This window comes from Roseibium salinum (genome assembly GCF_026240905.1).
Classification (GTDB): domain Bacteria; phylum Pseudomonadota; class Alphaproteobacteria; order Rhizobiales; family Stappiaceae; genus Roseibium; species Roseibium salinum.
Genome location: NZ_JAPEVI010000003.1, coordinates 3,100,189 through 3,125,888 on the forward strand (window position 1 = coordinate 3,100,189; position 25,700 = coordinate 3,125,888).

Below are 25,700 nucleotides of genomic sequence, written 5' to 3' on the forward strand. Positions count from 1 at the left end.
AGCATTGCCCCATGTCCGTTTCGCCCGCGACCGCCGCGGATGAAATCCCGCCCGTTCAGCCCCATGCCGCTCCGGCGATCCGCCCGGAACCGAAGCCGCTTGCCGTTTTGCAGAAAGTGTTCGGCTACAGCAGTTTCAGGGGCAAGCAGCAGGCGGTCATCGAGACGCTGGTGGACGGCAACGATGCCGTCGTGCTGTTCCCGACCGGGGCCGGCAAGTCTCTGTGCTACCAGATCCCGGCGCTCTGCCGGCGGGGCGTGGGTATCGTCGTTTCACCACTGATCGCGCTGATGAAGGATCAGGTAGGCGCCCTGCGCGCCGCCGGCGTCAATGCCGCGGCCCTGAACTCGACCCTTTCCCCGGACGATCAGGCGGCCCTGCGCGAAAGCCTGCGGCGCGGGGAAATCGATCTTCTGTATGTCACCCCCGAACGGCTCGGCAACGAGACGTTCCGCCGGTTCCTCGACACGCTCGAGATCTCGCTGTTCGCCATCGACGAGGCCCATTGCGTCAGCCAGTGGGGCCACGATTTCCGGCCGGAATATCTGTCGCTGTCCTGCCTGAGCGAACGCTATCCGGGCGTGCCCCGCGTTGCCCTGACGGCGACCGCGGACCCGCACACGCAAAAGGACATCCTGGCGCGGCTGCAGCTGGAAGAGGCCGAGGTCTTTTCCACCAGTTTCGACCGGCCGAACATCCGCTACGAAATCGTCGAGCGCACCAATCAGCGCCAGCAGTTGCTGGACTTTTTGAAAAAACACGAGGGCGAGAGCGGCATCGTCTACTGCCTGTCGCGGGCCAAGGTGGAAGAAATCGCCGAGTGGCTGACGAGCAAGGGCACCAGGGCCCTTCCCTATCACGCGAGGCTGCCGGCGGAGCAACGCGCCGCGAACCAGGATGCCTTCCTCCTGGAAGAAGGACTTTGCCTTGTGGCCACCGTCGCCTTCGGCATGGGCATCGACAAGCCGGACGTGCGCTATGTCGCGCATCTGGACCTGCCCTCATCGGTGGAAGCCTACTATCAGGAAACCGGGCGCGCCGGACGCGACGGGGCACCTTCCGAAGCGTTCATGTCCTATGGCATGGCCGATCTGGTGCAGCGGCGGCGCATGATCGCGGAAGGCGACGCGCCGGACGAGGTGAAGCGGGCGGAAAACGCCAAGCTGAACGCCCTGCTCGGCATCTGCGAAACCGCCGGCTGCCGCCGGCAGGCGCTGCTAGCCCATTTCGGCGAGACCTACCCGGAGCCCTGCGGCAATTGCGATACCTGCCTGTCACCGGTGGAGACCTGGGACGGAACGGAGGCGGCGCAGAAGCTGATGTCCGCCATCTACCGCACGGGGCAGCGCTTCGGCACCGGCCATGTCATCGACGTGCTGCTTGGCAAGACGAACGAGAAGATCTCCCGTTTCGGCCATGACAACCTGTCGGTTTTCGGCATCGGCCAGGACGTGGCGCAGAAGACATGGCAATCGATCGCCCGCCAGCTCGTTGCTGCCGGGTATGTGGACGTGGACCACGCCCAGTTCGGTGCGCTGGTGCTGACGGAAAAATCACGATCCGCCCTGCGCGGAGAAGAAAGGATCGCCCTGCGCCGGGACCGCAGCGCGGCCGGGCTGAAGAAGACCCGCAACTCCCGGACCGGCTCGATTGCCGATGAGCTCGACCACGATGACAAGCTCCTGTTCGAGCGCCTGCGGCGCCTCAGGACGCAGATCGCCCGCGACCAGAACGTGCCGCCCTATGTGGTCTTCCCCGATTCGACCCTTGCCGGCATTGCCGCGGCGCGCCCGGTCTCCGCGGACGCGCTGCTGGCCGTTTCCGGCGTCGGCCAGACCAAGCTGGAAAGATACGGCGCGGCGTTTCTCGACGTGGTCGAGGCCTTCGAAGCCGGCGTCTAGATGTTTAGCCAAGATCCTTAACCTTAATGATTTCTTGAGAATTTTGCGGGAAGAAACCCCTATAGGTTGCAAGGGGTATTCACATGCGTTTTCCTTCCATTTTCCTGGTCGCCGTGGCCGGCTTTTCGTCGGCACCGATGGCGGCCGACATTCCCGTAAACGAGATGCCCGCCGCCGATTTCGGCACGGTCGAACAATTGCGGCTGACCCGGGCCGACTGGACGGGTTTCAATGCCGTTGTTTTCGCCGGTGGCGGATTTTTGAGCGGCACGGACAGTCTGGGACTGGACGCGTTCTTCCGCTCGGGCCTGGTCGGCGGCTCGATCGGCTACGATCAGCAAGCCAACCGCGTCATTTTCGGCGCGAGCCTGGAAGGTGCGCTGACGAATTTCCGGGGCGACACCAGATCCGGCAGCGCGCGGCAGAGCTCCAACTGGCTGAGTGCCGCCACGGTCCGCATCGGATATGACGCCGGACGCTTCATGCCTTACCTTTCGGCCGGGGTCGGCTTCGGCAACTACAAGGTCGAGCGCAAGAGTGATGGCGCCTCGGATGAAAACATCCATGTCGGCTTCGTGGCCGGCGGCGGTGTCGAAGCCCGCCTCACCGACAATGTTTTTGCGCGGGTGGATTACAAGCACTACCAGTTTGACGAAAAGACATACAACGTTTCGGGCTGGTCGCCTTTTTCCGCCGACGGCAATGCCGACGTCTTCAATGCCGGCATCGGGCATCGGTTCTAGGGTCTGTGGAGCTCAGGCACGACCGATTGTGAAAGGCGGCCACTGGCAACTGAGGTTTGCCGGCAGGTCCTGCCTATCCTTCGTCATTCCGGCCAGGCGTAGCGCGCGCCGGAACCGGAGAGCCATTAGCTTTGCATTTCTATACGGAAGACCTCGGCTCGCCGATCCCGGATCTTCGCTTCGCTGGGTCCGGGAGGACAATCCGAAGGTTTGACATAGGTCGCAGGCGGGCCTTTACCCGCCGGCTTTCGGCAATCCCTTGAAAGCTTCGCCGCCCCACACAGCCTTCACCCGCGCATCGCGGCCGCAGCCTTTGCGGTAGCCTTCGTAGGCCTCGGCGCGGGTGACGTAACCAAAGCGGGTCAGGGTGCGCACGTCGCTCTTGTAAAAGCCCTGATGGTAGTCTTCCGCCGGCCAGAAGGCAGCCGGGTCTTCGACCGGCGTGACGACCTTTGCGTCCAGCACCTGCTGCGCTTCTTCGATTTCCGCCTTTGCCTGGCGCGCCTGTTCCTCGTCCAGCGGATAGATCGCGCTGGAATAGCCGAAGCCGCGGTCGCAGAACTGGCCGCCGGGATCGGTCACGTCGATGGTGCGCAGGAATATCCCGACCAGATCGCCGTAGCTCAGTTTGCTCTGGTCAAAGTCGACCTTCACCACCTCGCGGTGCCCGCCGCGCTCGTAGGTCTTGTAGGTCGGATCCTCGGTCTCTCCGCCCGCATAGCCGGAAACGACCTCGCGCACGGCGGGCAGCTTTTCAAGGTCCGCCTCCACGCACCAGAAACAGCCTCCGGCGAGAATGGCCGTTTCCGCCTGTGCGGGAACGAGCGGAGCCGCACCGGCAAGGGCGGTAGCGAGAAACAGCGGCAGCAAGCGCTTCATGACAGGTCCTCCATTGTTGCCGCTAGAGGTAACGTGCCGGGCCGCGCGGGCAACTCAACTCCGCTTTGTCCTTGCGCAAAAGACCGTGAGGGTGCCGTGATGGCAGAGCGGATTTCATTTCTTCGGGACCTTTCCCGGGGGCAGAACGCGAAGACGGGCAAAGGCCCGTCTTCCGTCTGTGATCCAGGCTATGCCGTCATGGGTACGGTTCTACCGGACCAGTCGATCTTCTGGGTGACGAACATGGTTGCGGCCAGGGAGATGAACGCGATCGCGGAGCCGATCAGCAGGGCATAGTCCTGTTCCTGCATCAGGGCGAAGAGCACGGAGAAGATCACCGCCAGCACGAGCAACATGGTCAGTCCGGCGGTACGGCTCTTGAGGGACGTGCCGACATAGACCGCGTTGAGGACGGTCGCCGCCGCTGCCGCAATCAGATAGGCGGGGCCGTAGCCGGCATGTTCGGCAAAGGCGAGCAGCATCACGTAGAAGATGATGAGAGCCAGTCCGACCAGGCCGTACTGGATCCAGTGGAACCGCCAACCGGTCCGCATTTCCAGAACGAAGACCGCTAGGAAGGTCAGGCTTATGAAGCCGATGGCGTATTTCAGCGACCGGGAAATCGTCTGGTAGAAGTTGACCGGGTCGACGAACTTCACCCCCAGAAGCTTGTCCTGGAGCGGCAACTGATCGGTTTCCTGTACGCCCGGCGTGCCGCGGGCGAGATAGGGAATGGTCCAGTCGGCCTCAAAGCCGGTGTCCGAGATCGTCCGGGTTTCCGGCAGGAAAGTACCGGTAAATCCCGGATGCGGCCAATCCGACTGCAGGGCCACCTTGGTCGTCTGACCGGCAGGGGCGACATAGAATGCCGTGGAACCGTTGAGCTGGAGTGGAATATTGAAGGAAAAGCCGTTGCGCCATTTTGGCGCCGGGACGGCGGCATTGATCCCGGACGACTGCAGGGAGCGGACGGTGTCGGAAGCATTCCGGGAGAGGAGCCCGAGCCCGGGTTCGAACGGAATGGCCTGGACACCGTCCAGCGCCAGCACCACTTCGCTCTTGAGCGCCGTGACATCGCCGATGCCGATCACCAGAACCGCCTTGTCCGCCGCTACGTCGATCGTGCCGCCATGGCGCGGCTCGAACATCGCTTCCGGCGGGCGCGCGAACGCTCCCTTCAAATTGAAGCGGCCCTTGTAGACGGGGAGCGAATAGATGGATTTCCGGCGCTCTTCCACCGTGATGTCCCCGGCCACCTCCAGCTTCTTGGGAAACAGGACGGCGGTGCGCTGGTGAATTTCGGTCCTGGCCTTGTTGCCCGATCCCGTGACACGGGTCTCGCTGAACGGGACGACGAGGTAGGGCCCGTTGACCGCCTGCACCCCGCCCCAGGACTTCGCAATGTCGACCGCCACGTCCCGTGCCCGGTCCGCGCGCTCTTCTATGAGGACCCAGACAAAGGTGCTGGGCACCATGAGCATCAGTGTGACGAAGCCGATCAGCACCAGCTTGGCGGCCGGAGAATTGAAGAACGCAAGAGATCTGCCGGCCGGCGGCTGCCGGCCGGATGGCGCATCGGAAGAATTCAGATCCGTATCGCTCGTCATATGGCACAACCCTTTCAATGATGGGTGCCCGCAGGTTACGGGCGCCCGGTCAATGGGCTGAGGATCGCGGTTCTTTCGGGAGTTTCCGGGGCGGAAATGCGGGACTTTCCAGCAGGGTTTCAGCAGATTTCGTGCAGGGGCCCGAATGACAATCGGGCAAATGAAAAGGCCGCCTCGAGCGGCGGCCTCCACGAACAGCACATGGGTCCGAAAATCAGACCCGCCGTTCCACGAGCATCTTCTTGATCTCGGCAATGGCCTTTGCCGGATTGAGGCCCTTGGGGCAGGCCTGCGTGCAGTTCATGATGGTGTGGCAGCGGTAGAGGCGGAAGGGATCTTCCAGATTGTCCAGGCGCTCGCCGGTTGCCTCGTCGCGGCTGTCGATCAGCCAGCGGTAGGCCTGCAGCAGGACCGCCGGACCGAGATAGCGGTCGCCGTTCCACCAGTAGCTGGGGCAGGAGGTGGAGCAGCAGGCACACAGGATGCACTCATAGAGACCATCCAGCTTCTCCCGGTCTTCATGAGACTGGAGCCATTCCTTTTCCGGCGGGGGCGATATGGTCTTCAACCAGGGCTCGATCGAGCGGTGCTGGGCGTAGAAGCGGGTCAGATCCGGCACGAGGTCCTTGACCACGGGCATGTGCGGCAGCGGGTAGATCTTGACCACGTCGCCGGCGATCTCGTCCATGCCCTTGGTGCAGGCCAGGGTGTTGGTGCCGTCGATGTTCATCGCACACGAACCGCAGATCCCTTCGCGGCAGGAGCGGCGGAAGGTCAGGGTAGGGTCGATCTTGTTCTTGATGTAGATGAGGCCGTCCAGAACCATCGGACCGCAGTCGTCGGCATCGATAAAATAGGTATCGACCCGTGGATTGCGGCCATCGTCCGGGTTCCAGCGGTAGATGCGGTACTCACGCACATTGGTCGCGCCTTCCGGCTTGTCCCACACCTTGCCTGCCGTCACCTGGGAGTTCCGGGGTAGCGTCAGCTGAACCATCTCGTTACTGCTCCGCGTTGGGCCCTGGAGTCGCGTCCGGGCCGGTTGGTCCTGCGGCCCGCTCGCCGAGCTCGAAGACCATGTTGTCATTCGTCTGGCCGGTCACCTTGTAGCCCCGGCTTGCCAGTTCGTGCAGGCAATCCTCGGACCAGTAGGGCCGGCAATTTGTTTCCAGCAGGATCACGCGGGGCCAGAGGCGTATGTCCGCGTGCCTGAGGAAGGGAAGCACCACCCGGTCCTCGAACCCTTCCACATCCACTTTCAGAACATCGATCCGCGCCAGCCCGTGCTCCTCGGCAATCGCCGTCAGCGGACGCAGCTTCATGAAGGTGGGCGTCCAGTCGCCCGCCCACTCGCCGGTGGTCAGGTCCTTCACGAAGGTGGCAAAGCCGCAATTGCTCGGCTCCTGCCACAGCGGCAGCGTTTCCTCGCGCGGGCCGACCGCCGAATTGACGACGGCCACGTTGTGCAGCTCGTTGGCGCGCACATTGAACGCCAGCTTGTCCGCGGTCTGCGGGTTGGCCTCGATCGCCAGAACCTCGGCGCCGAGACCGGCGGCGAATATGGAATAGGAGCCGATATTGGCACCGATATCGACGAAGACCTTGCCGTGCCCCAGATGCGGCGCGATCAGCCGGTGTTCCTCGCGCTCGGGCAGCCGGCCCTTGGCGAGGATCTTGCGGTCGTCGTAATTCTCGCCCGGATAGATCCGGAACTTCAGACCGTCCGCCTCAAGGTCGTACGGTCCCTTGAAGAACCGCGAGACCAGGGAGCGGATCCGCCGGCGCACCTGTCTGGAGAGATCGTGGCGGTCGGCAAGACGCCAGGCAGCCCGGACCAGCCGTTCGGCCGGATAGGTGCCGAACGGGCTGCTCGTGTCCAGTTGGGTCGCCGCCTGGCTCAATACAGTGCTCCTAGATCAACCTGCATTCGGGCCGCAGTGCCTGGATGCAGGAGCGTTGATCGCTTTCAAAAATTGCCAGAACATCTTCTGCGCCATTTCCGGCGTAGGATGCCCTAGTAGACACGCGCCTTCGGCGCGATCTTTTTCGGGTCGATGCCGCCTTGCTCCAAGGTGGTCAGCTGGTCGAGAACGACCGGACGGTAGTCCAGCGTCACATCGCCGGCCTCGTTCACCCTGGCCAGCGTATGCTTGCGCCAGTTCTCGTCGTCGCGGCCTGCGAACGGACCGTCCTTGTAGTCCTCGCGGGCGTGGGCGCCGCGGCTTTCCTTGCGGGCTTCCGCGCCGTAGACCGTGGTGATCGCGTTGGCCATCAGGTTCTCCAGCTCCAGTGTCTCCACCAGATCGGAGTTCCAGATCATCGAGCGGTCGGTGACCCTGAGGTCCTTCAATTCGCCCCAGATGTCGGAAAGACGCTTGCAGCCCTGCTCCAGGGTTTTCTGGGTGCGGAAGACGGCCGCGTCCTCCTGCATGGCGCGCTGCATCTTGTCGCGCAGATCGGCGGTCGGGATTGCGCCGTTCGCGTTGCGCAGCCGGTCGAAGCGGTCCATGACCTTGTCACAGCTCGCTTCGTTCGGGGTCGGGACGGATTCCTTCGGATCGACCACTTCCGCTGCCCTGATGGCGGAGGCGCGGCCGAAGACCACAAGATCGATCAGGGAATTGGAGCCAAGACGGTTGGCGCCGTGAACCGATGCGCAGCCGGCTTCGCCGACAGCCATGAGGCCGGGCTGGATGCGGTTCGGATTGTCGCTGTCCGCGTTCAGGACCTCGCCCCAGTAATTGGTCGGAACGCCGCCCATGTTGTAGTGAACGGTCGGCAGGACCGGGATCGGTTCCTTGGTCACATCGACGCCGGCGAAGATGCGGGCGCTTTCCGAAATACCCGGCAGGCGCTCGGCCAGCATCGCCGGATCCAGGTGGTCCAGATGCAGGAAGATGTGGTCCTTCTCCTTGCCGACACCGCGGCCTTCGCGGATCTCCATGGTCATGCAGCGGGAGACGACGTCACGGGAGGCCAGATCCTTGGCCGACGGCGCATAGCGCTCCATGAAGCGTTCGCCTTCGGAGTTGACCAGATAGCCGCCTTCGCCGCGGGCCCCTTCGGTGATCAGGCAGCCGGAGCCGTAGATGCCGGTCGGGTGGAACTGGACGAATTCCATATCCTGCAGCGGCAGGCCCGCACGGGCCACCATGCCGCCGCCGTCGCCGGTGCAGGTGTGGGCGGAGGTCGCGGAGAAATAGGCCCGGCCGTAACCGCCGGTCGCCAGGACCACCATCTTGGCCGCGAAGCGGTGAATGGTACCGTCGTCGAGGTTCCACGCGATCACGCCCTGGCAGACGCCGTCCTCGGACATGATCAGGTCGAGGGCGAAATACTCGACATAGAATTCCGCGTTGTTGCGCAGGGACTGGCCGTAGAGCGTGTGCAGGATGGCGTGGCCGGTCCGGTCGGCCGCCGCGCAGGTGCGCTGCACGGGGGGCCTTCGCCGTAGTTCTGCATGTGGCCGCCAAAAGGGCGCTGGTAGATGCGGCCGTCTTCGGTCCGCGAGAACGGCACGCCGTAATGCTCCAGCTCATAGACCGCCTTGGGCGCTTCCCGGGCGAGATATTCCATGGCGTCGACATCGCCGAGCCAGTCGGAGCCCTTGACCGTGTCGTACATGTGCCATTCCCAGCAATCCGGCGTCATGTTCTTCAGGGACGCGGCGATGCCGCCCTGGGCAGCCACCGTGTGGGAGCGTGTCGGGAACACCTTGGTGATGCAGGCGGTGCGCAGCCCCTGCTCGGCCATGCCGAGTGTCGCGCGCAGGCCCGCGCCTCCGGCGCCGACAACGACCACGTCATGGGTATGGTCGACGAATTCATACGTCCTGGCCATCCGGGTTAACCTCCAAAGCCAATCTTGAGCACTGCGAAAATGCAGCCGAAACCGATAAAGGCGCAGAAGAAAATGTTCGCCATCAGCGCTATGAACTTGATGCCTTCGGCATGGATGTAATCTTCAATGATCACCTGCATGCCGAGCTTCATGTGATAGGTGCCGGAGAGGATCACCAGGAGCAGGACGATCGAGATGAGCGGGTTCCGCAGCATCTCGACCACGTCGCCGTGCGAGGAGCCCTGCATGGAGATCACCAGGATCACGAAGAACGAGATCAGGAACAGGTTGGCGACCGCTGTCAGCCTCTGCTTCCAGAAGTGGTCGGTGCCCTCCTTGGCCGAGCCGAGGCCGCGAACCTTGTTGAGCGGGGTGCGCATATCCTTCATGACGCTCTCCTTAGCGAACCGCGTAGCCGATGATCCACAGGATCAGCGTCAGGGAAACGGAGCCGATGATGTTGGCCCTGGCGAGCCATATGCGGGCTTTTTCGCCGAAGCCGGCACCCGTATCCCAGATGAGATGGCGCAGTCCGCCGAGCATGTGGTGCACCAGGGCCCAGGTGAAGCCGAACAGGACGAGCCGGCCGATGATGGATCCGTAGATGCCGTTGACCAGATCGAAATAGGACGGACCCGCGGCGGCGGCGATCAGCCACCAGGCCAGGAAGATGGTGCCGAAATAGAGCGCCGCGCCCGTCATGCGGTGCAGGATCGACATGACCATCGTGATGATCGGTCTATAAATCTGAAGATGGGGCGACAGCGGGCGGTTGCCCCGCAGATCGGCGTTCGACATGGAATTCCTCTCCCGTACGACGCTGCCTTCCGTTCACGTAAACGTAAGCAAATCAAAGCGTTGTCTAGAGGGGTTCTAGCGCCAACGCGTCTAAACGTCAAAATATCCTATAGGCCTAATTGCATCGAAACCACTTCTGAATCGTTTAAATTGCCGTGGCGCAACATTAAACGCCGCCACCTCACCTTTAGGTCACCTGCTCATGGCCTTGCGGAACTCCGAAAACCGACCAGCCGGTCTTGCGGGCGAAGGCTTCCATCGCCTCGGTGCCGAGCTTGGAGTTTCCGTAAGGGTTGAGACCCGGAGACCATACGGCGATGGAGGCCCTCCCGGGCGAAACCACCAGAATGCCGCCGCCAACGCCGCTCTTGCCCGGCATGCCGACGCGGAAGGCGAAATCCCCGGACCCGTCATAGTGGCCGCAGGTCATCATCAGCGCATTGATCCGGCGGCGCCGTTCGGCCGAGACGAGCGCGGGCATCTTGTCCCCGTCGACGAGAAAGCGCCCGGCCATGGCCAGTTGGCGGCAGGTCATCTCGACCCCGCACTGGTGGCAGTAGGTCCCCAGCACCTTGTCGATCGATGCCTGCATGTTGCCGAAAGAGGCGAGGTAATGCGCCAGCGAATAATTGCGGTGGGCGGTGGCCAGTTCCGAGCGCGCCACCTTCTCGTTGATATGAATGCCATCATCGTCCGCGGCGGCCCGGATGAAGCGCAGAAGCTCGCCAAGCGCTTCACGCGGGCTGGAGCCGGCAAGGTAGGTGTCCGTGGTCACCAGCGCACCGGCATTGATGAAGGGATTGCGCGGAATGCCGTTCTCACGTTCCAGGAGCAGGACCGAATCAAAGGAAAGCCCGGAAGGCTCTCGCCCGACCCGCGTCCACATGGCATCGCCGACACGGCCGAGCGCCAGCGCCAGCGCAAAGACCTTCGAGACGGACTGGATGGAAAACGGAACGTCGGCATCGCCGGCCGAAAAAACCCGCCCGTCGGCCATGGCGGCCGCAATCCCGAACTGGTTCGGGTCCGTGCCCGCCAGTTCGGGAATATAGGTCGCCACCCTGCCCTTGTCGGGATTGGTCGCGGCGGTGGTTGCTATCTCTTCCAGCAGTTTCTGCATCTGCCTCTCCATACTGGCTTGGCAGTTCTTCAGATTGCCGGCGAAGATGCAAGTCCTGGAAAGCGTCGGCAGTCAGCGGACGCCGTCATTCAGGACCGCGGTCCGGAATATCAACCCTCGCGGGCTCCCGCATATCCGGGCTGGCGGGCGTAAAGCAGCTTGAAAAGATGCATCATGAATATGGTCGCGAAAATCGGGGTGACCAGGTTCAGCACCGGCACGGCCAGCAGGGCGGCAATGACGAGGCCGCCGATAAACACGGTTCCGCTCCTCGCTTTGCGGAAAGCCTTGGCCTCTGCCGGAGGCAGGAAGCGCATGGCGGCGAATTCGAAGAATTCGCGGCCGAGCAGATAGCCGTTCACGACAAAGAATGCCACCAGGTTGACGCCCGGGATCAGCAGCAGCAGCAGGGCAAGGATATTGCCGAGGATCACGACGCCGGTGAACTTGATCGTCTGGCCGACCGATTGCGCAAGCGGCAGCGCCTTGCCGGGCCGGTCGCCGGGATAATCCCGCGCTTCGACAATATCGGCGACATCGTCCTGAAAGAGGCCCGCAAACAGCGCCGAAATGGGCGCGATCAGAAACCCGAGCGCGAACACGGCACCGATGCCGGTGAGGACCGAAACGACCGTGTCCATCCAGCCATAGGGCAGCTCGAGAAAATTCACCACCAGGCCCTGCAACACGACCCAGATCACCAACAGGACGGCGAGCGTGAATCCGAGCATTTTCCAGAAGATCGACCGGAAAGGCCGTTCGAAAACCTGAGACATGGCTCGGGAAGCTGCCTGGAACATGGAACCCCTTCGGTCGGATCGTGGACCTCATGCACATAGGAAATCGGGGCCCGGAACACAAGATGCCCCGTTCGCGGCAAAACTTAGCGCTGTATGCATTGCATCGCGCAACTGAGTTTGGATCAGCGTCCAGCCGGATTTTCCGCATGCCGGGGATCTATTCTGCTGCGGTTATCGGTTTGAGAAGTGAGTTCTGATGAGCCTTCGGGGACGCTTAGCATTCAAGACCCAACACACGCCAAGTTCAAGCTGACGGGTTATCTCGATACAGGGGCTTGCACCCTTCGTATTCCCATTCGAAATTTCTTCGCAAACACGGAAGGCTCGCTTCGTACGATCCGGCGTCGCATTTCCTCACCCTGTCCCGGATCCAATTCTCGGCAATATTCATGTCGATGCTGGAAAAACGCTTGTACTTCACGCTTTCGCGCCCGGCGCGTTTTGCTGCATGTTTCATCCTCTGCGTTTCACCGCACAAGATCATCAAGTTGAAGTCATTTGCGCTCTTAGACCCGACTTCACCTATGCCGATCGTCACGTATATTGCGAGTTCATTCAGGCCTTCGACAGGAAACTCCTTCAGGTCCTCAATGTCTTCATTGCCGTGGAAAGTCAGGAAATATTTGATTTCAAGGCTTGGTTCGGTCACGGCACTCCCCTCAGAACCGCGTCCGTGCCTTCAGCGCCTGGGACAGCGTCCCCTCGTCCAGGTAGTCCAGTTCCCCGCCGACAGGGACACCGTGGGCCAGGCGGGTGACGTTGATGTCGAGGTGGGAAAGCTGGTCCATGATGTAATGGGCGGTGGTCTGGCCCTCGACCGTCGCGTTGATCGCCAGGATAACTTCGCTGAAGCCTTCCAAGCTGCAGCGGTCGATCAGCGAGGCAAGGTTCAGATCGTCCGGGCCGATGCCGTCGAGCGGGGAAAGCGTCCCGCCGAGCACATGGTATCGGGCATTGATTGCGCTGGCGCGCTCCAGCGCCCAGAGGTCGGCGACATCCTCCACCACCACAAGAAGGCCGGGATCGCGCCTGGGATCCGAACAGATGGTGCAGGGATCGGACGTATCGACGGTGCCGCAGGTGGAGCAGATGCCGATCTCCTTCACCGCCACGCCCATGGCCTCGGCGAGCGGCACCAGAAGCTGGTCCTTTTTCTTGATGAGATGCAGGGCGGCACGGCGGGCGGAGCGCGGGCCGAGGCCCGGCAGCTTGGCCAGCAGCTGAATCAGCCGCTCGATTTCCGGACCTGCGACACTCTTTTGCGCCATTCCCGTTTTCTTCCAGTTTCACCCGACTTGGACGAAAGGCTTGCCTCCCGTCCGACGGTTCAGGGCCGTGGAAAACGGCTCTCCCCGGCAACCCTTACTCCAAATTCAAAACGGCAGTTTCATGCCGGGGGGCAGGCCGAGGCCGCCCATAAGCTCCTGGGTTTTCTCCTGAATGGCCTGGTCGACTTTCACGCGCCCGTCGGCGTGGGCCGCGATGATCAGGTCTTCCAGGATCTCGCCTTCACCCTCTTTCAGAAGCGACGGATCGATCTTCAGGCTCTTGAGCTCGCCCTTGCCGTTGAGCCGCAGGGAAACCAGGCCGCCGCCGGCCGACCCATCCGCCTCGATCTCAACGATCTGTTCCTGCAGCGAGCCCATCTGCTCCTGCATCTGCTTGGCCTGTTTCATCATCTTGAGGAAATCCATGGGGCTAGCTCCTTCCAACACCTCATGCGCCTGCCAACGCGGGGCGCTCTTGTTATCTAAGTTTCGCTTTTAAAGAACAATGCCTGCGGATCAATCGTCTTCGTCATTGCCCAGCGCTTCGTTGAGCAGGGGATCGTTCAGAAGCGGATCGGCCAAGGCGGCTTCATCTTCGTCGGTGACCTGAACCTTCACGTCGACGACCCTGGCCCCCGGGAACTGGGAGAGCAACGCGGCAACGGTCGGATGCGACTTCGCGTCGGACAGGAGCTGCTGCTGATTGGCTTCCTGTTCCTCGTGAATGGTCGGGCGCCCTTGCGTGCGCGAGACGACCACGAACCAGCGCTGACCGGTCCATTCCATCAGCTTGCGGCCGAGCTCACCGGCAATATCGGGCGGCGCATCTTCGGTCGGCTGGATCTCGATCTTGCCGGGCTCGAATTTCACCAGCCGCATCTGCCGCTGGATCGCGACCTTCATCGGAATGTCGCGATTTTCGGAAGCAAGCGCGGCGCAATCGTGGAGGCTGCGCAGATTGTGGGCGGGCTCGGCCGCGATCTCCGGCTCGGGCGCCATCTGCGGCGCTGCCCGCTCGTTCGGCATGCCGCCCTGGATGGCGGAAAGCTGCGGCCGGGCGCCGCTTCGCATGGTCGGCCCGCTGCCCGACGAACCGGAGGACCGCGGCATGCCGACGGCCATTGCCTGGGTGCCGCCGCCGGAAGGCGCGCCGCCGCCACCTGAGGGGACACCGCCGCCGCCAAACGGATTCCGGCCGTTCCTGACCTGCTCCATCAATTCGCCCGGATCGGGCAGGTCGGCGGCATAGGCCAGACGCACGAGAACCATGTCGGCAGCTGCCAGGGGCTTTGACGACGCGTGAACTTCCTGAACGCCCTTCAGAAGGATCTGCCAGGCACGGGAGAGGAGGCGGACCGACAGTTTCTCGGCAAATTCCCGCCCCCGGCCTCTTTCGGCCTCCGTGACGGAGGCCTCGTCGGCGGATTTCGGGGCTACCTTCATGCGGGTTACCAGATGGGTGAAGTCGGCAAGATCCGTCAACACGACCGCCGGATCCGCACCGACCTCATATTGACCCTGAAGTTCGCCCAGCGCCTCTTCGATGCGGCCGGCCATCAGGTGGCCGAAGAGATCGATCACCCGCGCCCGGTCGGCGAGGCCGAGCATCTGGCGCAGGTCTTCCACCTCGATCCGGCCCGCTCCATGGGCCATCGCCTGATCGAGCAGCGAGAGGGAATCGCGGGCCGAGCCTTCACCTGCCCGGGCGATCAGCATCAGGGCTTCGTCGGAAATCCGGATATCTTCCGCGTCCGAAATCCGGCGCAGCAGTCCGATCAGCTTCGACTGCTCGATGCGGCGCAGGTCGAAGCGCTGGCAGCGGGACAGAACCGTGATCGGAACCTTGCGGATCTCGGTGGTGGCGAAGATGAACTTCACGTGCTCCGGCGGCTCTTCCAGGGTCTTCAAGAGACCGTTGAACGCCGCGTTGGACAGCATGTGCACTTCGTCGATGATATAGACCTTGTAGCGCGCCGTGGCCGGACGGTAGCGGGCGGCATCGATGATCTCGCGGATATCGCCGATGCCGGTATGGGAGGCGGCGTCCATCTCGATGACGTCGACATGGCGGCCTTCCATGATCGCCTTGCAGTGCGTGCCTTCCTGCGAAAGCTTCACCGTCGGCTTGTCGGCAAGGCCCGGCACTTCGTAATTGAGGCCGCGCGCCAGGATACGGGCGGTGGTCGTCTTGCCGACCCCGCGCACGCCGGTCAGCATCCAGGCCTGGGCGATGCGCCCGGTTTCGAAAGCGTTTTCCAGCGTCTGCACCATCGGCTCCTGGCCGACCAGATCCTCAAACGTCTTCGGACGGTATTTCCGCGCCAGAACGCGGTAAGCACCATCTTGCGATGCCGGTTTGGCGGTCACGTGATCGTCCATCAGTCCCGGCGCCTCACCGGCGCCACCTTGCAGAAAGCCTGTCTCATCCATGTGCTGCACCATAGCGGCTTTTTTAAAAAGTTGGACGGGCTTTTGAAAGTTTTTCTGTGCATGGCATCCTGGAAACCGGCAGGGCGTCTGCCCTGTCCGATTGGAAAGATCCCAGGGCGGAACACGTCGGTGCAAAACAAAAAAGCACTGCGCTATCCGGCAGTGCTCATCGTCTCTTCAAACGAAAACGAAGGGTGGGAGGCTGGCACGGTGACCCGTGCCGATGCTCGTTAGGGCTGCTTCCTTCCGGACCTGACCCGGTTGGCGAGTGGCTCGTCCACCACCAACCTCCCGAGGGCCTTATATCAGAAGACACACGGGGTTTGGCAAGGGGGCGGCCGATGTTTTTTCTTTGCCGGAAACGCTGAAGGGACGAACGGCAAAACAGGTTCGCATCTCCCGCCTTCTCGCCCTATGCTGTAATGTCGGCGCCGGACACGCGAAGCACCACATTCCTCGATCTCTCTGGATGACGCGACATGACCTTTTTCAACCTCAATCCGCGCCTGGAAGGCGACAGCCATTTCGTTGCCGATCTGCCGCTTTCGACGGTTAGGCTGATGAAGGATGCCAATTATCCCTGGCTGCTGCTTATTCCGCGCCAGCAGGACCTGGTTGAAATCATCGATCTCGACGAGGACGACCAGCAGCAGCTGATGCGGGAAATCGCCCTGGCCAGCAAGGCTCTCCGATCCGCCGTGAATTGCGAGAAACTGAACGTCGCCGCGCTCGGCAACCAGGTCTCGCAGCTGCATGTGCATGTGATCGCCCGCACCCGCGACGACGCGGCCTGGCCCGGGCCCGTGTGGGGCGTCGTTCCCCCGCAAGCCTACGACCCGGCAAAGGCGGAAAACCTGGTCGAGCATCTTCGGGACGCCTTCACGTCGGATGACGGCTAGGACACGGCGCCCATCTGGACATGGGACTTTCGCCATCCTAGTTTCCACTGCGTCCCAGTCTGCCAGACATCTTTCCAAGGATTCAGAACATGCACGCTCCTGCCGCCGATCTCCAGGCAATGGAGATGAGTTTTCTCGGCAATAGTCTCGACCGGCAATCGACGCGCCGTGGCGACAAGGCCTATCTCGACGGTCTCCTGACCGGGCGCGACACCAGGATCGTGCTTTCGACCGACAGGACTCTCGTCTTTGCCGCCGCAGAGACATTGACGATGGGCCATGACCTGCCGGCCGCCAAAGCGCTCGGTGCCGATCCGGAGGAGCTGGTGTTTCTGGGCTTGAGGCCCGAAAACGGTCAGGCGATCTTTGCAACGACGCTGCCGGTCGGCGACGAGGAGCTGGCGGAGCGGACGGACCTGAGGCTGGAAGACTTGAGGACGCTCGCCCTCAAGAACCTGCTTCCGCCGGAAGATTTGGGCCCGCTCGCCCAGGCCCGCGCCCTGATCCACTGGCACCGCACGCACCGGTTCTGCTCCCGCTGCGGCGCGAGGACCGTGATGTCCGAGGCGGGATACCGGCGCGATTGTCCGGACTGCGGCGGACAGCACTTTCCGCGCACTGATCCTTGCGTGATCATGCTGATCACGGACGGCGAGCGGGCCCTGCTCGGCCGCCCGCCCCGTCTGGCGGAAGGGATCTACACCACGCTTGCCGGCTTCATGGAGCCCGGCGAGACCATCGAACAGGCGGTCCGGCGCGAAACGCTGGAGGAATCCGGCATCAGGGTGAGCGATGTCCGGCTGATCTCGAATCAGCCATGGCCGTTTCCGGCAAACCTCATGCTCGGCTGCATGGGCACCGCCGTTTCCACCGAGATCCAGATCGAGGATGACGAGCTGGAAGCCTGCAAGTGGTGCGACCGGGACGAAGTCCGCCGGATGATCGCGGGCACGCATCCGGAGGGGCACAGGATCCCGCCGCCGATCTCGATCGCCCATGAACTGATCGTCGGCTGGCTGGAAAACGAATGAGCTGGTGCGTTTACCTGACCCATCCGGAGGTCCGGATCGATCCGGACGTGCCGGTGCCGGAATGGGGCCTGTCGGAGCTTGGCCGGGAGCGGGCAACCAAGGCGGTCCGGCAGCCCTTTGCCAGGGACGTCAGGCAGGTCGTCTCCAGCGACGAACGCAAGGCGATAGAGACCGCACAGGTCTTTGCCGGGCACCTGAGGGTTTTCCACCGGGTCTATAATTTCCTGCACGAGAACGACAGGAGCGCCACGGGCTTTCTCCCGCCGGCCGAATTCGAGACGACCGCCGATGCGTTCTTTGCAAATCCCGGCGAGTCCGTCCGCGGTTGGGAACGGGCGATCGATGCGCAGAACCGGGTGGTCAACGGGATCAGGAGCGTCCTGCGCCAGATCCCGGACGACCATCCGGTCCTCTTCGTCGGACATGGCGCCGTCGGCACGCTGCTGATGTGCCATCTGATGGGCGAACCGATCACAAGGCAGCGCGACCAGAAACGGGGCGGCAGCTGGTACCGTTTCGAAAAACGCTGGCTGATGGACCAGATGGGCCGCCATCTGGCGTGGACAGAGCTGTGAGCGCTGTCGGCCCGGAGGCCGGATCATGTTAGGCTTGCCGGCACTTACACCCTGGAGCCTGCCCGTGATCCGTCGCCTCGTGTGCCTTTTGCTCGTCCTCCCGGCCCTTGCCGCGGCCCTGCCGGCAGCCGCCGGTCAGTATGATGCCCAATTCCGTCAGTTCCTGAATTCCGAGGTAATCCCGGCGGCCCGGGCGGCGGGCGTCTCGCAGGCGACCATCGACCGGGAGCTGGCCGGTCTTGCCCCCGACACCTCCCTTCCCGGCCTTGTCGGACCGGGCGGCCGGGGAAAGTCGCCGGAAGTCAACTTCCAGGCGGAGTTTCGCACGCCCGCGCGCTATTTCCGCGACAGCCAGTTCAACGCGCTCGTTCCCGGCGGCCGCCGGCTGATGCAGAAACATGCCGGCACGCTCGGCGCCATCGAGGCCCGGTACGGCGTCCCGAGGCGTATCATCCTGGCGATCTGGGCGCGGGAGTCGGGCTATGGCGGGGCGAAGATCCCCTATGATGCGGTGCGGGTTCTGGCGACGCAGGCCTTCATGGGCCAGCGGCCGGATTTCTTCAAGGGCGAGCTGGTTGCGGCGCTGAAGATCCTGCAGAACGGCGACGTCTCGCGCAGTGCCATGAAGAGCTCGTGGGGCGGGGCCATGGGCCAGCCGCAGTTCCTGCCCTCGTCCTTCCTGAAATATGCCGTCGACTTCGACGGCGACGGCAAGCGCAACATCTGGACGTCTGAGGTCGATACCATGGCCTCGATCGCCCATTACCTTTCCGCCCATGGCTGGCTGACAGGCCGGGACTGGGGCTATGAGGTCCATCTGCCCAATACCATTTCGTGCACCCGCGAGGGGCCGGACAACCGCCAGAAGATTTCCACCTTCGTGCGCGAAGGCGTCAAGCGCGTGAGCGGCAAGCCCTTTCCCGATCATGAGCTGAACCAGCCGGGCAATATCCTATTGCCCGCCGGCCGCTATGGTCCCGCCTTCATCGCCACGGAGAACTTCTATGTACTGAAGGCTTATAACGAGAGCGACACTTACGCGCTGTTTGTCGGGCACCTGGCCGACCGCTACGGCAACAACCAGGGCTTTGCCGGCGACTGGAAGCCGATGAAGGAAACCACCCGCGGGGCTGTCCGGAACCTTCAGGAGCGCCTGCAGAGACTCGGCCACGATGTCGGCGGAGCCGACGGGCTCATCGGTTTCAAGACCCGCCGCTCCATCGGCAAGGATCAGGAAAAGAACGGATTCTTTGCCACCTGCTGGGTGGGGTGATGTCGCGGGCCATTCGCGAACCTCACGCCGGCGCGCCGCACAAGCGGCTCTACTCGCGCCGCCAATGGACCTACGGTTCCCCGCCCGCTCCGCTTTCCTTCGCAATCTGCCGCAGGGCACCGGCGATGGTCGACTTGTAGCGGACGTCCGGCGGACGCACGTGGTGGGTGATCAGCATGCGCAGCGTCTGTTGCGAAGCGCCGGTGATGAAGAAGCGCACGCCCGCCCGCTTCGCCTTGCGCACCGAGCCTTCGATGACGCTGGCGGCCGTGGAATCCAGGAACGGCACCGCCGAGCAGTCCAGGATGAAGTTGCGCCTCTTGTCGGCAATGTGGTCGAGCACCGAGCCGACGGTGGAGGCAGCGCCAAAGAAGAAGGCGCCGGAAATCCGGTAGATGACCGTATCCGGGTTGCTTGCGGTTTCCGCCTGGTAGGCCTCCCGCTGGCCGTTGCTGCTGTCAGCGACATCGTCGAGCGACGGCAGGGCCTGCATTTCGACCGAAATCGCCTTCGACATGCGGCCGATGAAGAGCACGGCGCCGAGGGCAAAGCCGACGACGATGCCCTCCGTCAGGTCACGGAAGACGACCAGCAGGAACGTGACCATCAGCACGAGCGCATCGCCGCGCGAGGAACGCAGGAGCGCGGCGAAGGCATGCTTTTCGATCATGTTCCAGGCGACGACGGCCAGAACGCCGGCCAGGGCGGCGAGCGGGATATAGCTGGCCAGCGGGGCCGCCACCAGCATGAAGCCGAGCAGAAACAGGGCGTGCAGCATCCCTGACACCGGCCCATGCGCCCCGGCCCGGACATTGGTCGCTGTACGCGCGATGGTGCCTGTCGCGCAGATGCCGCCGAAAAGCGCCGAAGCGATGTTGGCCACGCCCTGTGCGACGAGTTCGCAGTTGGAGCGGTGACGGCGCCCGGTCATGCCGTCGGCCACAACGGCGGACAGAAGGGATTCGATCGAGCCCAGCAAGGCAAATGCAATCGCGTCCGGCAGGACGGCCAGCACGGTTGCAACGTCGAGCGGCGGCAGGGACGGCAGCGGCAGGCTGCGCGGGATACCGCCGAAGCGGGAGCCGATCGTCTCCACCGGCAGCGCCAGGACGGCGGCCAGAACCGAAGCCGCGGCGACCGCAATCAGCATGCCCGGCCAGCCCGGCCGCAGGCGTTTCAGACCGGAAATCGTGAAGATGGTGAGTGCCGCCAGGGCGATCGCTGCCGAGTTGAAGGTCGGGAGAGCCTCGGCGAGGACGGTGAGTTTTTCCACGAATTCGCCGGGCACCTCGCCCGCCACGGTCAGGCCGAACAGGTCCTTGAGCTGGCTGGAAAAGATGATGACGGCGATGCCGGCGGTAAAGCCGACCGTTACCGGATAGGGAATGAACTTGATATAGGTGCCTATCCTGAGATAGCCGGCGGCGAGCATAAAGACGCCCGACATCATGGTTGCCAGAAGCAAGCCGTCGATCCCATGGCGATGCACGCTCGCAGCGACCAGCACGATGAAGGCACCGGCCGGACCACCGATCTGGAACCGGCTGCCGCCAAGGGCCGAGATCAGGAAACCGCCGATGATGGCCGTGTAGAGACCGCGCTCGGGCGAAACGCCGGAGGCGATGGCAATCGCCATCGACAGCGGCAACGCCACGATGGCCACGGTCAGCCCGGCGACTGCGTCGGTGCGCAGTTGCACCCAGCCGTAGCCTTCGCGCATCACGGTGACGAGCTTGGGAGTGAACAGCTCCACAAATGTCGGAGCGGAAACCGGTGCCGCCCGCGGGCTACCCGATCCAGCAGCTGCTTGCGCCTGTCGTGAAGACTCCATTGTGTCCTTCCTGCCTTCCTGAAGGCGGCGGGACCGTCGGCACTATGGTCGGCGGATGCCGTCGTTCGAAGTGGTTTTGCGCGTCACCCGGCCGCTCGGCCGCCGGGCTGCCCCGGCTCGATGAGCCGCACGCCTCGGCCGCCGCGCTCGCTCACCTGATTGTCGCTGATCACCTCGACGCCGCAGGCGTTGAGGGCGTCGATCACCCTGGTCAGCGTCTCGATCACACCGCGCACATTGCCTTCGCTGGCCTCCATGCGCTGGATCGTCGGCACCGACACGCCGGCCTTTTCGGCAAGCGTCTTCTGGTCGATGCCGGCAAGCGCACGCGCGGCGCGCATCTGAGCGGCTGTGATCATATGAGTTCATCCCTCACTCATGAGTATGCACTATTTACATATCAAAGATGATGTTTCAAGCATCATCTTTGGGCAGCGAGGCTTGATACCTGCCCCGGACTGGGCGGCAGCGAGGGCCGGGGCCCGAGAGCCACGGCCTGGATTTTTCGGTGCATTTCGCGACAATCCGCAGCGCGCCGGCCCCGGCTCTCCGCTTCGCGGCAGCCGGGACGATCAAGCCAGCGCTCATACGGTCACGTGAGCCTGGTGGGGGCCATACCCTAGGCGCTCACCACCCCTTCCGGGGCGGCTTCCAGGCGGAAGGCGGCGGCCATCAGGGCCTTGGTGTAATCGGTCTGCGGCGCGTCGAAGATCTGCTCCGCCGGGCCGGATTCCATCACCTTGCCCTGGCGCATGACGACGACTTCGTTGGCGAGCGCCCTGACCACCTTCAGATCGTGGGAGATGAAGAGATAGGCGAGGCCGTGGGCCTTCTGCAGGTCGCGCAGCAGGTCGACGACCTGGGCCTGGACGCTCATGTCGAGCGCCGAGGTCGGCTCGTCCAGCATGACGAATTTCGGCTCCAGGACCATGGCCCGCGCGATGGAGATGCGCTGGCGCTGGCCGCCGGAAAACTCGTGCGGATAGCGATGGCGCGTCGATGCGTCGAGGCCGACCTCCTCGAGCGCCTTGGCCACCTTCCTGTCGCGCTCCTCGGCGGAGATGCCGGGAAAATGCACCTGGAGCCCTTCACCCACGATATTGGCCACCGACATGCGCGGGGAGAGGGCTCCGAAGGGATCCTGAAAGACGACCTGCATGTCCCGCCGCAGCGGACGCATTTCCTTCCAGGAATTGGTCTGGATTTCCTTGCCGTCGAACGTGATCCGGCCTTTGGAGGAGATCATGCGCAGGATGGCGAGACCGAGCGTCGTCTTGCCGGAGCCGCTTTCGCCGACGATGCCGAGCGTCTGGCCCTGCCGGACGGTGACATCGATCCCGTCGACCGCCTTGACGTGGTCGACCGTGCGGCGCATGAGCCCGCGCTTTACCGGGAACCAGACCTTCAGGTCATCCGCCTGGACGACGATCGGCTTGCTCTTGTCGGTTCTGGGCGGTTCACCCTTCGGCTCGGCGGCCAGAAGATGCCTGGTGTAGTCGTGCTGCGGGCGCTCAAAGAGGTCGGCCACCGGTCCCTGCTCGACGATCTTGCCGTGGGTCATCACGCATACGCGGTCGGCAAATTTCCGCACAATGCCCAGATCGTGGGTGATGAACAGCATGGCCATGCCGAGCCGGCTTTGCAGGTCCTTGAGCAATTGCAGGATCTGCGCCTGCACCGTCACATCGAGCGCGGTGGTCGGCTCGTCGGCGATCAGGAGATCAGGTTCGTTGGCGAGCGACATGGCGATCATGACGCGCTGGCGCTGGCCGCCGGAAAGCTGATGCGGATAGGATTTCAGGCGCGTCTTAGGCTCGGCGATGCCGACCTGGCCGAGCAGTTCCAGCACACGCGCCCTTGCCTGGTTGTCGCCCATGCCGCGGTGGATCTTCAGCACTTCCGCGATCTGCTTTTCCACCGTGTGCAACGGATTGAGCGAGGTCATCGGCTCCTGGAAGATCATCGACACGACGTTGCCGCGCACCTTGCGCATCTCGCTCTCGCCGGCCTGCAGAAGATCCTTGCCGCCCATTTCGATCCGGCCGGAAGGATGCGAAGCCGCCGGATAGGGCAGCAGTTTCAGCACCGAGAGGGCGCAAACGGACTTGCCCGACCCGCTCTCGCCGACCAGCGCGACCGTCTCTCCCTTTCGGATGTCGAAGGAGATCCGGTCGACGGCGAGGGTTTCGCGGCCGCCCTGGGTGAAGGCGACCGACAGGTCCTTTATGGAAAGGAGGGTCTCGTCTGCCATCATGTCCTCGTTACGCCATGCTCTTGCGCGGATCGAACGCATCGCGCACCGCTTCGCCGATGAAGATCAGCAGGCTCAGCATCAGCGAGATGACGATAAATCCGGTTATGCCCAGCCACGGGGCCTGAAGGTTGTTTTTGCCCTGAGCCAGAAGCTCGCCGAGCGATGCGGAGCCGGGCGGCAGGCCGAAGCCCAGGAAATCCAGGGCGGTCAGGGTCGAGATCGAACCATTCAGGATGAACGGCATGAAGGTGAGCGTTGCCACCATGGCATTGGGCAGCAGGTGCCGCCACATGATGACCCCGTTGGAAACGCCAAGAGCGCGGGCGGCTGAAATGTATTCGAAATTCCGGCCGCGCAGGAACTCCGCCCGCACCACGCCGACCAGGGCCACCCAGGAAAAGGCGAGCAGAATGGTGAACAGCGTCCAGAAACCGGGCACCAGGAACGAGGAGACGATCAGGATCAGGTAGAGCGTCGGGATCGCCGTCCAGATCTCGATGAACCGCTGGAAGATGAGGTCGAGCCAGCCGCCGTAATACCCCTGCACCGCGCCGGCCGCGACACCGATGACGGAGGAGGCCAGCGTCAGGGCCAGGCCGAACAGGACGGATATGCGGAAGCCGTAGATCAGGCGGGCCAGAACATCGCGGCCCTGATCGTCGGTCCCCACCCAGTTCCAGTTGCCGATGACGCAGTTGGGGTCATCCACACCGAGCGGATAGCGCGAGCAGCGCTGCTCCTTGTCCATCATCCAGGAGGGCGGCGCGGGCGCCGGAACCGGGATGTCGCGGTTCACCGTCCGGTAGGAATAGCGGACCGGCGGCCACAGCATCCAGCCGTTGGCATTTATCTCGTCCTGAACGAACGGATCGCGATAGTCGGTCACCGCCAGGAAGCCGCCGAACTTCTCTTCCGGATAATCGACAAAGACAGGCGCCAACAGCTCGCCCTTGTAGGAGACGAGGATCGGCCGGTCGTTGGTTATGAATTCGGCAAGCATCGCCAGGACGAACAGAACCAGGAAAATCCAGAGCGACCAGTAGCCCCGCCTGTTGGCCTTGAAATTGGCAAGCCTGCGCTGGTTGATCGGCGACAGGCGCGATTTTTTCAGGGGCGCGGCGTCATGTGTTTGCGTGGAGCCCTGTGCGTGATCGCCGCCGGGCCTCACGTTGGCGTGGCGCCCGCTTTCCGGGGCGTAGGTGTCCGCATCGGTGCCATGATCGGGTGTCATCGATCAGACCTCCCTGCTCTCGAAATCGATCCGCGGATCGATCCACATGTAGGTGAGGTCGGAGATCAGATTGACCAGCAGTCCCATCAGCGAAAAGATGTAGAGCGTGGCAAACACGACCGCATAGTCGCGGTTGATGACGGATTCGAAACCCAACAGGCCCAGGCCGTCGAGCGAGAAGATCTGCTCGATCAGCAGCGCGCCGGCAAAGAACGAGGAGATGAACGCGCCGGGGAAACCCGCGACCACGATCAGCATGGCATTGCGGAAAACGTGGCCGTAGAGAACCTGGCGATCGGTCAGGCCCTTTGCCCGCGCGGTGATCACATACTGCTTGCGGATTTCATCGAGGAACGAGTTCTTGGTCAGCAGCGTGAGCGTTGCGAATGCGGACAGGGCCATGGCGGTGAGCGGCAGGGCAAGGTGCCAGAAGTAGTCGACGATGCGCGCCGGCCACGACAGTTCCTCCCAGTTGTCCGATACGAGACCGCGCAAGGGGAACAGATCCCAGAAGGACCCGCCCGCAAAAAGCACAATCAGGAGAACGGCGAAGAGGAAGCCGGGAATGGCGTAGGCCACGATGATCACGCCCGATGTCCAGATATCGAACCGGGACCCGTCGCTGACCGCCTTCCTGATCCCCAGCGGAATGGAGATCAGATAGGATATCAGGGTCATCCAGATCCCCAGGGAGATCGACACCGGCAGCTTCTCGCCAATGAGATCGAGGATCTTCACGTCCCTGAAATAACTCTCGCCGAAATCGAACCGGGCGTAATCCCAGAGCATGTTCAGGAAGCGTTCGAGCGGCGGTTTGTCGAATCCGAACTGCACCTCCAGTTCCTTGATGAACTCCGGATCGAGCCCCTGGGCACCCCGGTATTTGGAGGTCACTCCGGCCCCTCCGCCGCTTCCGCCCGACGCATCGTTTCCGGCACCGCCCATATCGCCGCCGCCCCCGCCGATGCGGGAGGTTGCCGAAACGTCGGTGCCCTGCAATTGCGCAATGACCCGCTCGATCGGGCCACCGGGCGCGAACTGGATGATCGCGAAGTTGATTGCCATGATCCCGACCAGCGTCGGGATCATCAGCAGTATGCGGCGAAGAATATAGGCGCCCATGAAGCTCGCGCAGTCCCCTTGGTTATTGGCCTTCTGAAGCGGGCCGGAGATAACACCTGACTACTCAGTGTGTTCGTAATGTGAAAGCCTTTGGTCGG

23 protein-coding genes, 1 other RNA gene and 1 pseudogene are annotated in these 25,700 nt (G+C 63.1%); 6 read left to right on the top strand and 19 right to left on the bottom strand.

Features of this window, described 5'->3' with window-relative positions; translation table 11 throughout:
* The first annotated feature begins 11 nt into the window (after positions 1-11).
* Both recQ and ON753_RS18930 read left to right on the top strand, forming a co-directional pair.
* Positions 12-1,901: a DNA helicase RecQ gene (recQ, locus tag ON753_RS18925; protein ID WP_265964401.1), complete on the top strand. Its 1,890-nt coding sequence runs from the start codon at positions 12-14 to the stop codon at positions 1,899-1,901.
* Positions 1,902-1,984: 83 nt separating this feature from the next.
* The gene (locus ON753_RS18930; RefSeq protein WP_265964403.1) at positions 1,985-2,644 is read left to right on the top strand and encodes an outer membrane protein; all 660 of its coding nucleotides are present in this window, start codon (positions 1,985-1,987) and stop codon (positions 2,642-2,644) included.
* A gap of 234 nt (positions 2,645-2,878) precedes the next feature.
* On the opposite strand, the gene msrA is transcribed toward ON753_RS18930, so the two are convergent.
* The 14 genes and pseudogenes from msrA to ffs form a co-directional block, all read right to left on the bottom strand.
* A complete protein-coding gene (gene msrA, locus ON753_RS18935; RefSeq protein WP_265964405.1) occupies positions 2,879-3,523 on the bottom strand; it encodes a peptide-methionine (S)-S-oxide reductase MsrA in 645 nt (214 codons plus the stop codon).
* 188 nt (positions 3,524-3,711) lie between these two features.
* Positions 3,712-5,130 (bottom strand): cell envelope integrity protein CreD, encoded by a 1,419-nt coding sequence (gene creD / locus ON753_RS18940; protein ID WP_265964407.1) that lies wholly within the window; start codon positions 5,128-5,130, stop codon positions 3,712-3,714.
* A 214-nt stretch (positions 5,131-5,344) separates the two neighbouring features.
* Positions 5,345-6,127, bottom strand: a complete 783-nt coding sequence (locus ON753_RS18945) for a succinate dehydrogenase iron-sulfur subunit (protein WP_265964408.1) — start codon at positions 6,125-6,127, stop codon at positions 5,345-5,347.
* 4 nt (positions 6,128-6,131) lie between these two features.
* Entirely contained in the window at positions 6,132-7,031 is a 900-nt protein-coding gene (locus ON753_RS18950) for an FkbM family methyltransferase (RefSeq protein WP_265964410.1), read from the bottom strand.
* Between the two features lie 113 nt (positions 7,032-7,144).
* Positions 7,145-8,970: pseudogene (gene sdhA, locus ON753_RS18955) on the bottom strand (succinate dehydrogenase flavoprotein subunit).
* Positions 8,971-8,975: 5 nt separating this feature from the next.
* Positions 8,976-9,359 (bottom strand): succinate dehydrogenase, hydrophobic membrane anchor protein, encoded by a 384-nt coding sequence (sdhD, locus tag ON753_RS18960; RefSeq protein ID WP_265964412.1) that lies wholly within the window; start codon positions 9,357-9,359, stop codon positions 8,976-8,978.
* Positions 9,360-9,369: 10 nt separating this feature from the next.
* Entirely contained in the window at positions 9,370-9,768 is a 399-nt protein-coding gene (gene sdhC, locus ON753_RS18965; RefSeq protein ID WP_265964414.1) for a succinate dehydrogenase, cytochrome b556 subunit, read from the bottom strand.
* Between the two features lie 187 nt (positions 9,769-9,955).
* Positions 9,956-10,888, bottom strand: coding sequence for a glutaminase (locus ON753_RS18970; RefSeq protein ID WP_265964416.1), 933 nt, complete (start codon positions 10,886-10,888; stop codon positions 9,956-9,958).
* A 110-nt stretch (positions 10,889-10,998) separates the two neighbouring features.
* Positions 10,999-11,688, bottom strand: coding sequence for a sulfate transporter family protein (locus ON753_RS18975; RefSeq protein ID WP_265964418.1), 690 nt, complete (start codon positions 11,686-11,688; stop codon positions 10,999-11,001).
* 244 nt (positions 11,689-11,932) lie between these two features.
* On the bottom strand, positions 11,933-12,337 hold the full coding sequence (locus tag ON753_RS18980) for an Imm8 family immunity protein (protein WP_265964419.1): 405 nt from the start codon (positions 12,335-12,337) through the stop codon (positions 11,933-11,935).
* A gap of 10 nt (positions 12,338-12,347) precedes the next feature.
* A complete protein-coding gene (recR, locus tag ON753_RS18985; protein WP_265964421.1) occupies positions 12,348-12,956 on the bottom strand; it encodes a recombination mediator RecR in 609 nt (202 codons plus the stop codon).
* A gap of 105 nt (positions 12,957-13,061) precedes the next feature.
* Positions 13,062-13,382, bottom strand: coding sequence for a YbaB/EbfC family nucleoid-associated protein (locus ON753_RS18990; protein ID WP_265964423.1), 321 nt, complete (start codon positions 13,380-13,382; stop codon positions 13,062-13,064).
* 90 nt (positions 13,383-13,472) lie between these two features.
* Positions 13,473-15,335, bottom strand: a complete 1,863-nt coding sequence (locus ON753_RS18995) for a DNA polymerase III subunit gamma/tau (RefSeq protein WP_265967206.1) — start codon at positions 15,333-15,335, stop codon at positions 13,473-13,475.
* 245 nt (positions 15,336-15,580) lie between these two features.
* Positions 15,581-15,678: signal recognition particle sRNA small type (ffs, locus tag ON753_RS19000), an RNA gene on the bottom strand.
* A gap of 187 nt (positions 15,679-15,865) precedes the next feature.
* Here ffs and ON753_RS19005 point away from each other — a divergent pair.
* The 4 genes from ON753_RS19005 to ON753_RS19020 all read left to right on the top strand — a co-directional run bounded on the left by ON753_RS19005 (position 15,866) and on the right by ON753_RS19020 (position 19,164).
* Positions 15,866-16,285 (top strand): HIT domain-containing protein, encoded by a 420-nt coding sequence (locus ON753_RS19005; protein WP_265964425.1) that lies wholly within the window; start codon positions 15,866-15,868, stop codon positions 16,283-16,285.
* Between the two features lie 89 nt (positions 16,286-16,374).
* Positions 16,375-17,316: an NAD(+) diphosphatase gene (nudC, locus tag ON753_RS19010; protein ID WP_265964427.1), complete on the top strand. Its 942-nt coding sequence runs from the start codon at positions 16,375-16,377 to the stop codon at positions 17,314-17,316.
* On the top strand, positions 17,313-17,891 hold the full coding sequence (locus tag ON753_RS19015) for a histidine phosphatase family protein (protein WP_265964429.1): 579 nt from the start codon (positions 17,313-17,315) through the stop codon (positions 17,889-17,891). Before nudC ends, ON753_RS19015 begins: the two co-directional genes overlap by 4 nt.
* 25 nt (positions 17,892-17,916) lie before the next feature.
* Positions 17,917-19,164 (top strand): lytic murein transglycosylase, encoded by a 1,248-nt coding sequence (locus ON753_RS19020; RefSeq protein ID WP_265964431.1) that lies wholly within the window; start codon positions 17,917-17,919, stop codon positions 19,162-19,164.
* A 70-nt stretch (positions 19,165-19,234) separates the two neighbouring features.
* Here ON753_RS19020 and ON753_RS19025 read toward each other — a convergent pair whose 3' ends face one another.
* The 5 genes from ON753_RS19025 to ON753_RS19045 all read right to left on the bottom strand — a co-directional run bounded on the left by ON753_RS19025 (position 19,235) and on the right by ON753_RS19045 (position 25,602).
* Positions 19,235-20,995: a SulP family inorganic anion transporter gene (locus tag ON753_RS19025; protein WP_265964433.1), complete on the bottom strand. Its 1,761-nt coding sequence runs from the start codon at positions 20,993-20,995 to the stop codon at positions 19,235-19,237.
* A gap of 83 nt (positions 20,996-21,078) precedes the next feature.
* Positions 21,079-21,354, bottom strand: a complete 276-nt coding sequence (locus ON753_RS19030) for a helix-turn-helix domain-containing protein (protein ID WP_265964435.1) — start codon at positions 21,352-21,354, stop codon at positions 21,079-21,081.
* Between the two features lie 260 nt (positions 21,355-21,614).
* The gene (locus tag ON753_RS19035; protein WP_265964439.1) at positions 21,615-23,246 is read right to left on the bottom strand and encodes an ABC transporter ATP-binding protein; all 1,632 of its coding nucleotides are present in this window, start codon (positions 23,244-23,246) and stop codon (positions 21,615-21,617) included.
* A 10-nt stretch (positions 23,247-23,256) separates the two neighbouring features.
* Positions 23,257-24,480: an ABC transporter permease gene (locus ON753_RS19040; protein ID WP_265964443.1), complete on the bottom strand. Its 1,224-nt coding sequence runs from the start codon at positions 24,478-24,480 to the stop codon at positions 23,257-23,259.
* A 3-nt stretch (positions 24,481-24,483) separates the two neighbouring features.
* A complete protein-coding gene (locus ON753_RS19045; protein WP_265964445.1) occupies positions 24,484-25,602 on the bottom strand; it encodes a microcin C ABC transporter permease YejB in 1,119 nt (372 codons plus the stop codon).
* Positions 25,603-25,700: the final 98 nt, after the last annotated feature.

Excerpts from the sequence above, each read along its gene's own strand:
- recQ (WP_265964401.1), top strand. The coding sequence starts at position 12 with ATGTCCGTTTCGCCCGCGACCGCCGCGGATGAAATCCCGCCCGTTCAG.
- ON753_RS18930 (WP_265964403.1), top strand. The coding sequence starts at position 1,985 with ATGCGTTTTCCTTCCATTTTCCTGGTCGCCGTGGCCGGCTTTTCGTCG.
- msrA (WP_265964405.1), bottom strand. The coding sequence starts at position 3,523 with ATGAAGCGCTTGCTGCCGCTGTTTCTCGCTACCGCCCTTGCCGGTGCG.
- creD (WP_265964407.1), bottom strand. The coding sequence starts at position 5,130 with ATGACGAGCGATACGGATCTGAATTCTTCCGATGCGCCATCCGGCCGG.
- ON753_RS18945 (WP_265964408.1), bottom strand. The coding sequence starts at position 6,127 with ATGGTTCAGCTGACGCTACCCCGGAACTCCCAGGTGACGGCAGGCAAG.
- sdhD (WP_265964412.1), bottom strand. The coding sequence starts at position 9,359 with ATGAAGGATATGCGCACCCCGCTCAACAAGGTTCGCGGCCTCGGCTCG.
- sdhC (WP_265964414.1), bottom strand. The coding sequence starts at position 9,768 with ATGTCGAACGCCGATCTGCGGGGCAACCGCCCGCTGTCGCCCCATCTT.
- ON753_RS18970 (WP_265964416.1), bottom strand. The coding sequence starts at position 10,888 with ATGCAGAAACTGCTGGAAGAGATAGCAACCACCGCCGCGACCAATCCC.
- ON753_RS18975 (WP_265964418.1), bottom strand. The coding sequence starts at position 11,688 with ATGTTCCAGGCAGCTTCCCGAGCCATGTCTCAGGTTTTCGAACGGCCT.
- recR (WP_265964421.1), bottom strand. The coding sequence starts at position 12,956 with ATGGCGCAAAAGAGTGTCGCAGGTCCGGAAATCGAGCGGCTGATTCAG.
- ON753_RS18990 (WP_265964423.1), bottom strand. The coding sequence starts at position 13,382 with ATGGATTTCCTCAAGATGATGAAACAGGCCAAGCAGATGCAGGAGCAG.
- ON753_RS18995 (WP_265967206.1), bottom strand. The coding sequence starts at position 15,335 with ATGGACGATCACGTGACCGCCAAACCGGCATCGCAAGATGGTGCTTAC.
- ON753_RS19005 (WP_265964425.1), top strand. The coding sequence starts at position 15,866 with ATGACCTTTTTCAACCTCAATCCGCGCCTGGAAGGCGACAGCCATTTC.
- nudC (WP_265964427.1), top strand. The coding sequence starts at position 16,375 with ATGCACGCTCCTGCCGCCGATCTCCAGGCAATGGAGATGAGTTTTCTC.
- ON753_RS19015 (WP_265964429.1), top strand. The coding sequence starts at position 17,313 with ATGAGCTGGTGCGTTTACCTGACCCATCCGGAGGTCCGGATCGATCCG.
- ON753_RS19020 (WP_265964431.1), top strand. The coding sequence starts at position 17,917 with ATGTTAGGCTTGCCGGCACTTACACCCTGGAGCCTGCCCGTGATCCGT.
- ON753_RS19025 (WP_265964433.1), bottom strand. The coding sequence starts at position 20,995 with ATGGAGTCTTCACGACAGGCGCAAGCAGCTGCTGGATCGGGTAGCCCG.
- ON753_RS19030 (WP_265964435.1), bottom strand. The coding sequence starts at position 21,354 with ATGATCACAGCCGCTCAGATGCGCGCCGCGCGTGCGCTTGCCGGCATC.
- ON753_RS19035 (WP_265964439.1), bottom strand. The coding sequence starts at position 23,246 with ATGGCAGACGAGACCCTCCTTTCCATAAAGGACCTGTCGGTCGCCTTC.
- ON753_RS19040 (WP_265964443.1), bottom strand. The coding sequence starts at position 24,480 with ATGACACCCGATCATGGCACCGATGCGGACACCTACGCCCCGGAAAGC.
- ON753_RS19045 (WP_265964445.1), bottom strand. The coding sequence starts at position 25,602 with ATGGGCGCCTATATTCTTCGCCGCATACTGCTGATGATCCCGACGCTG.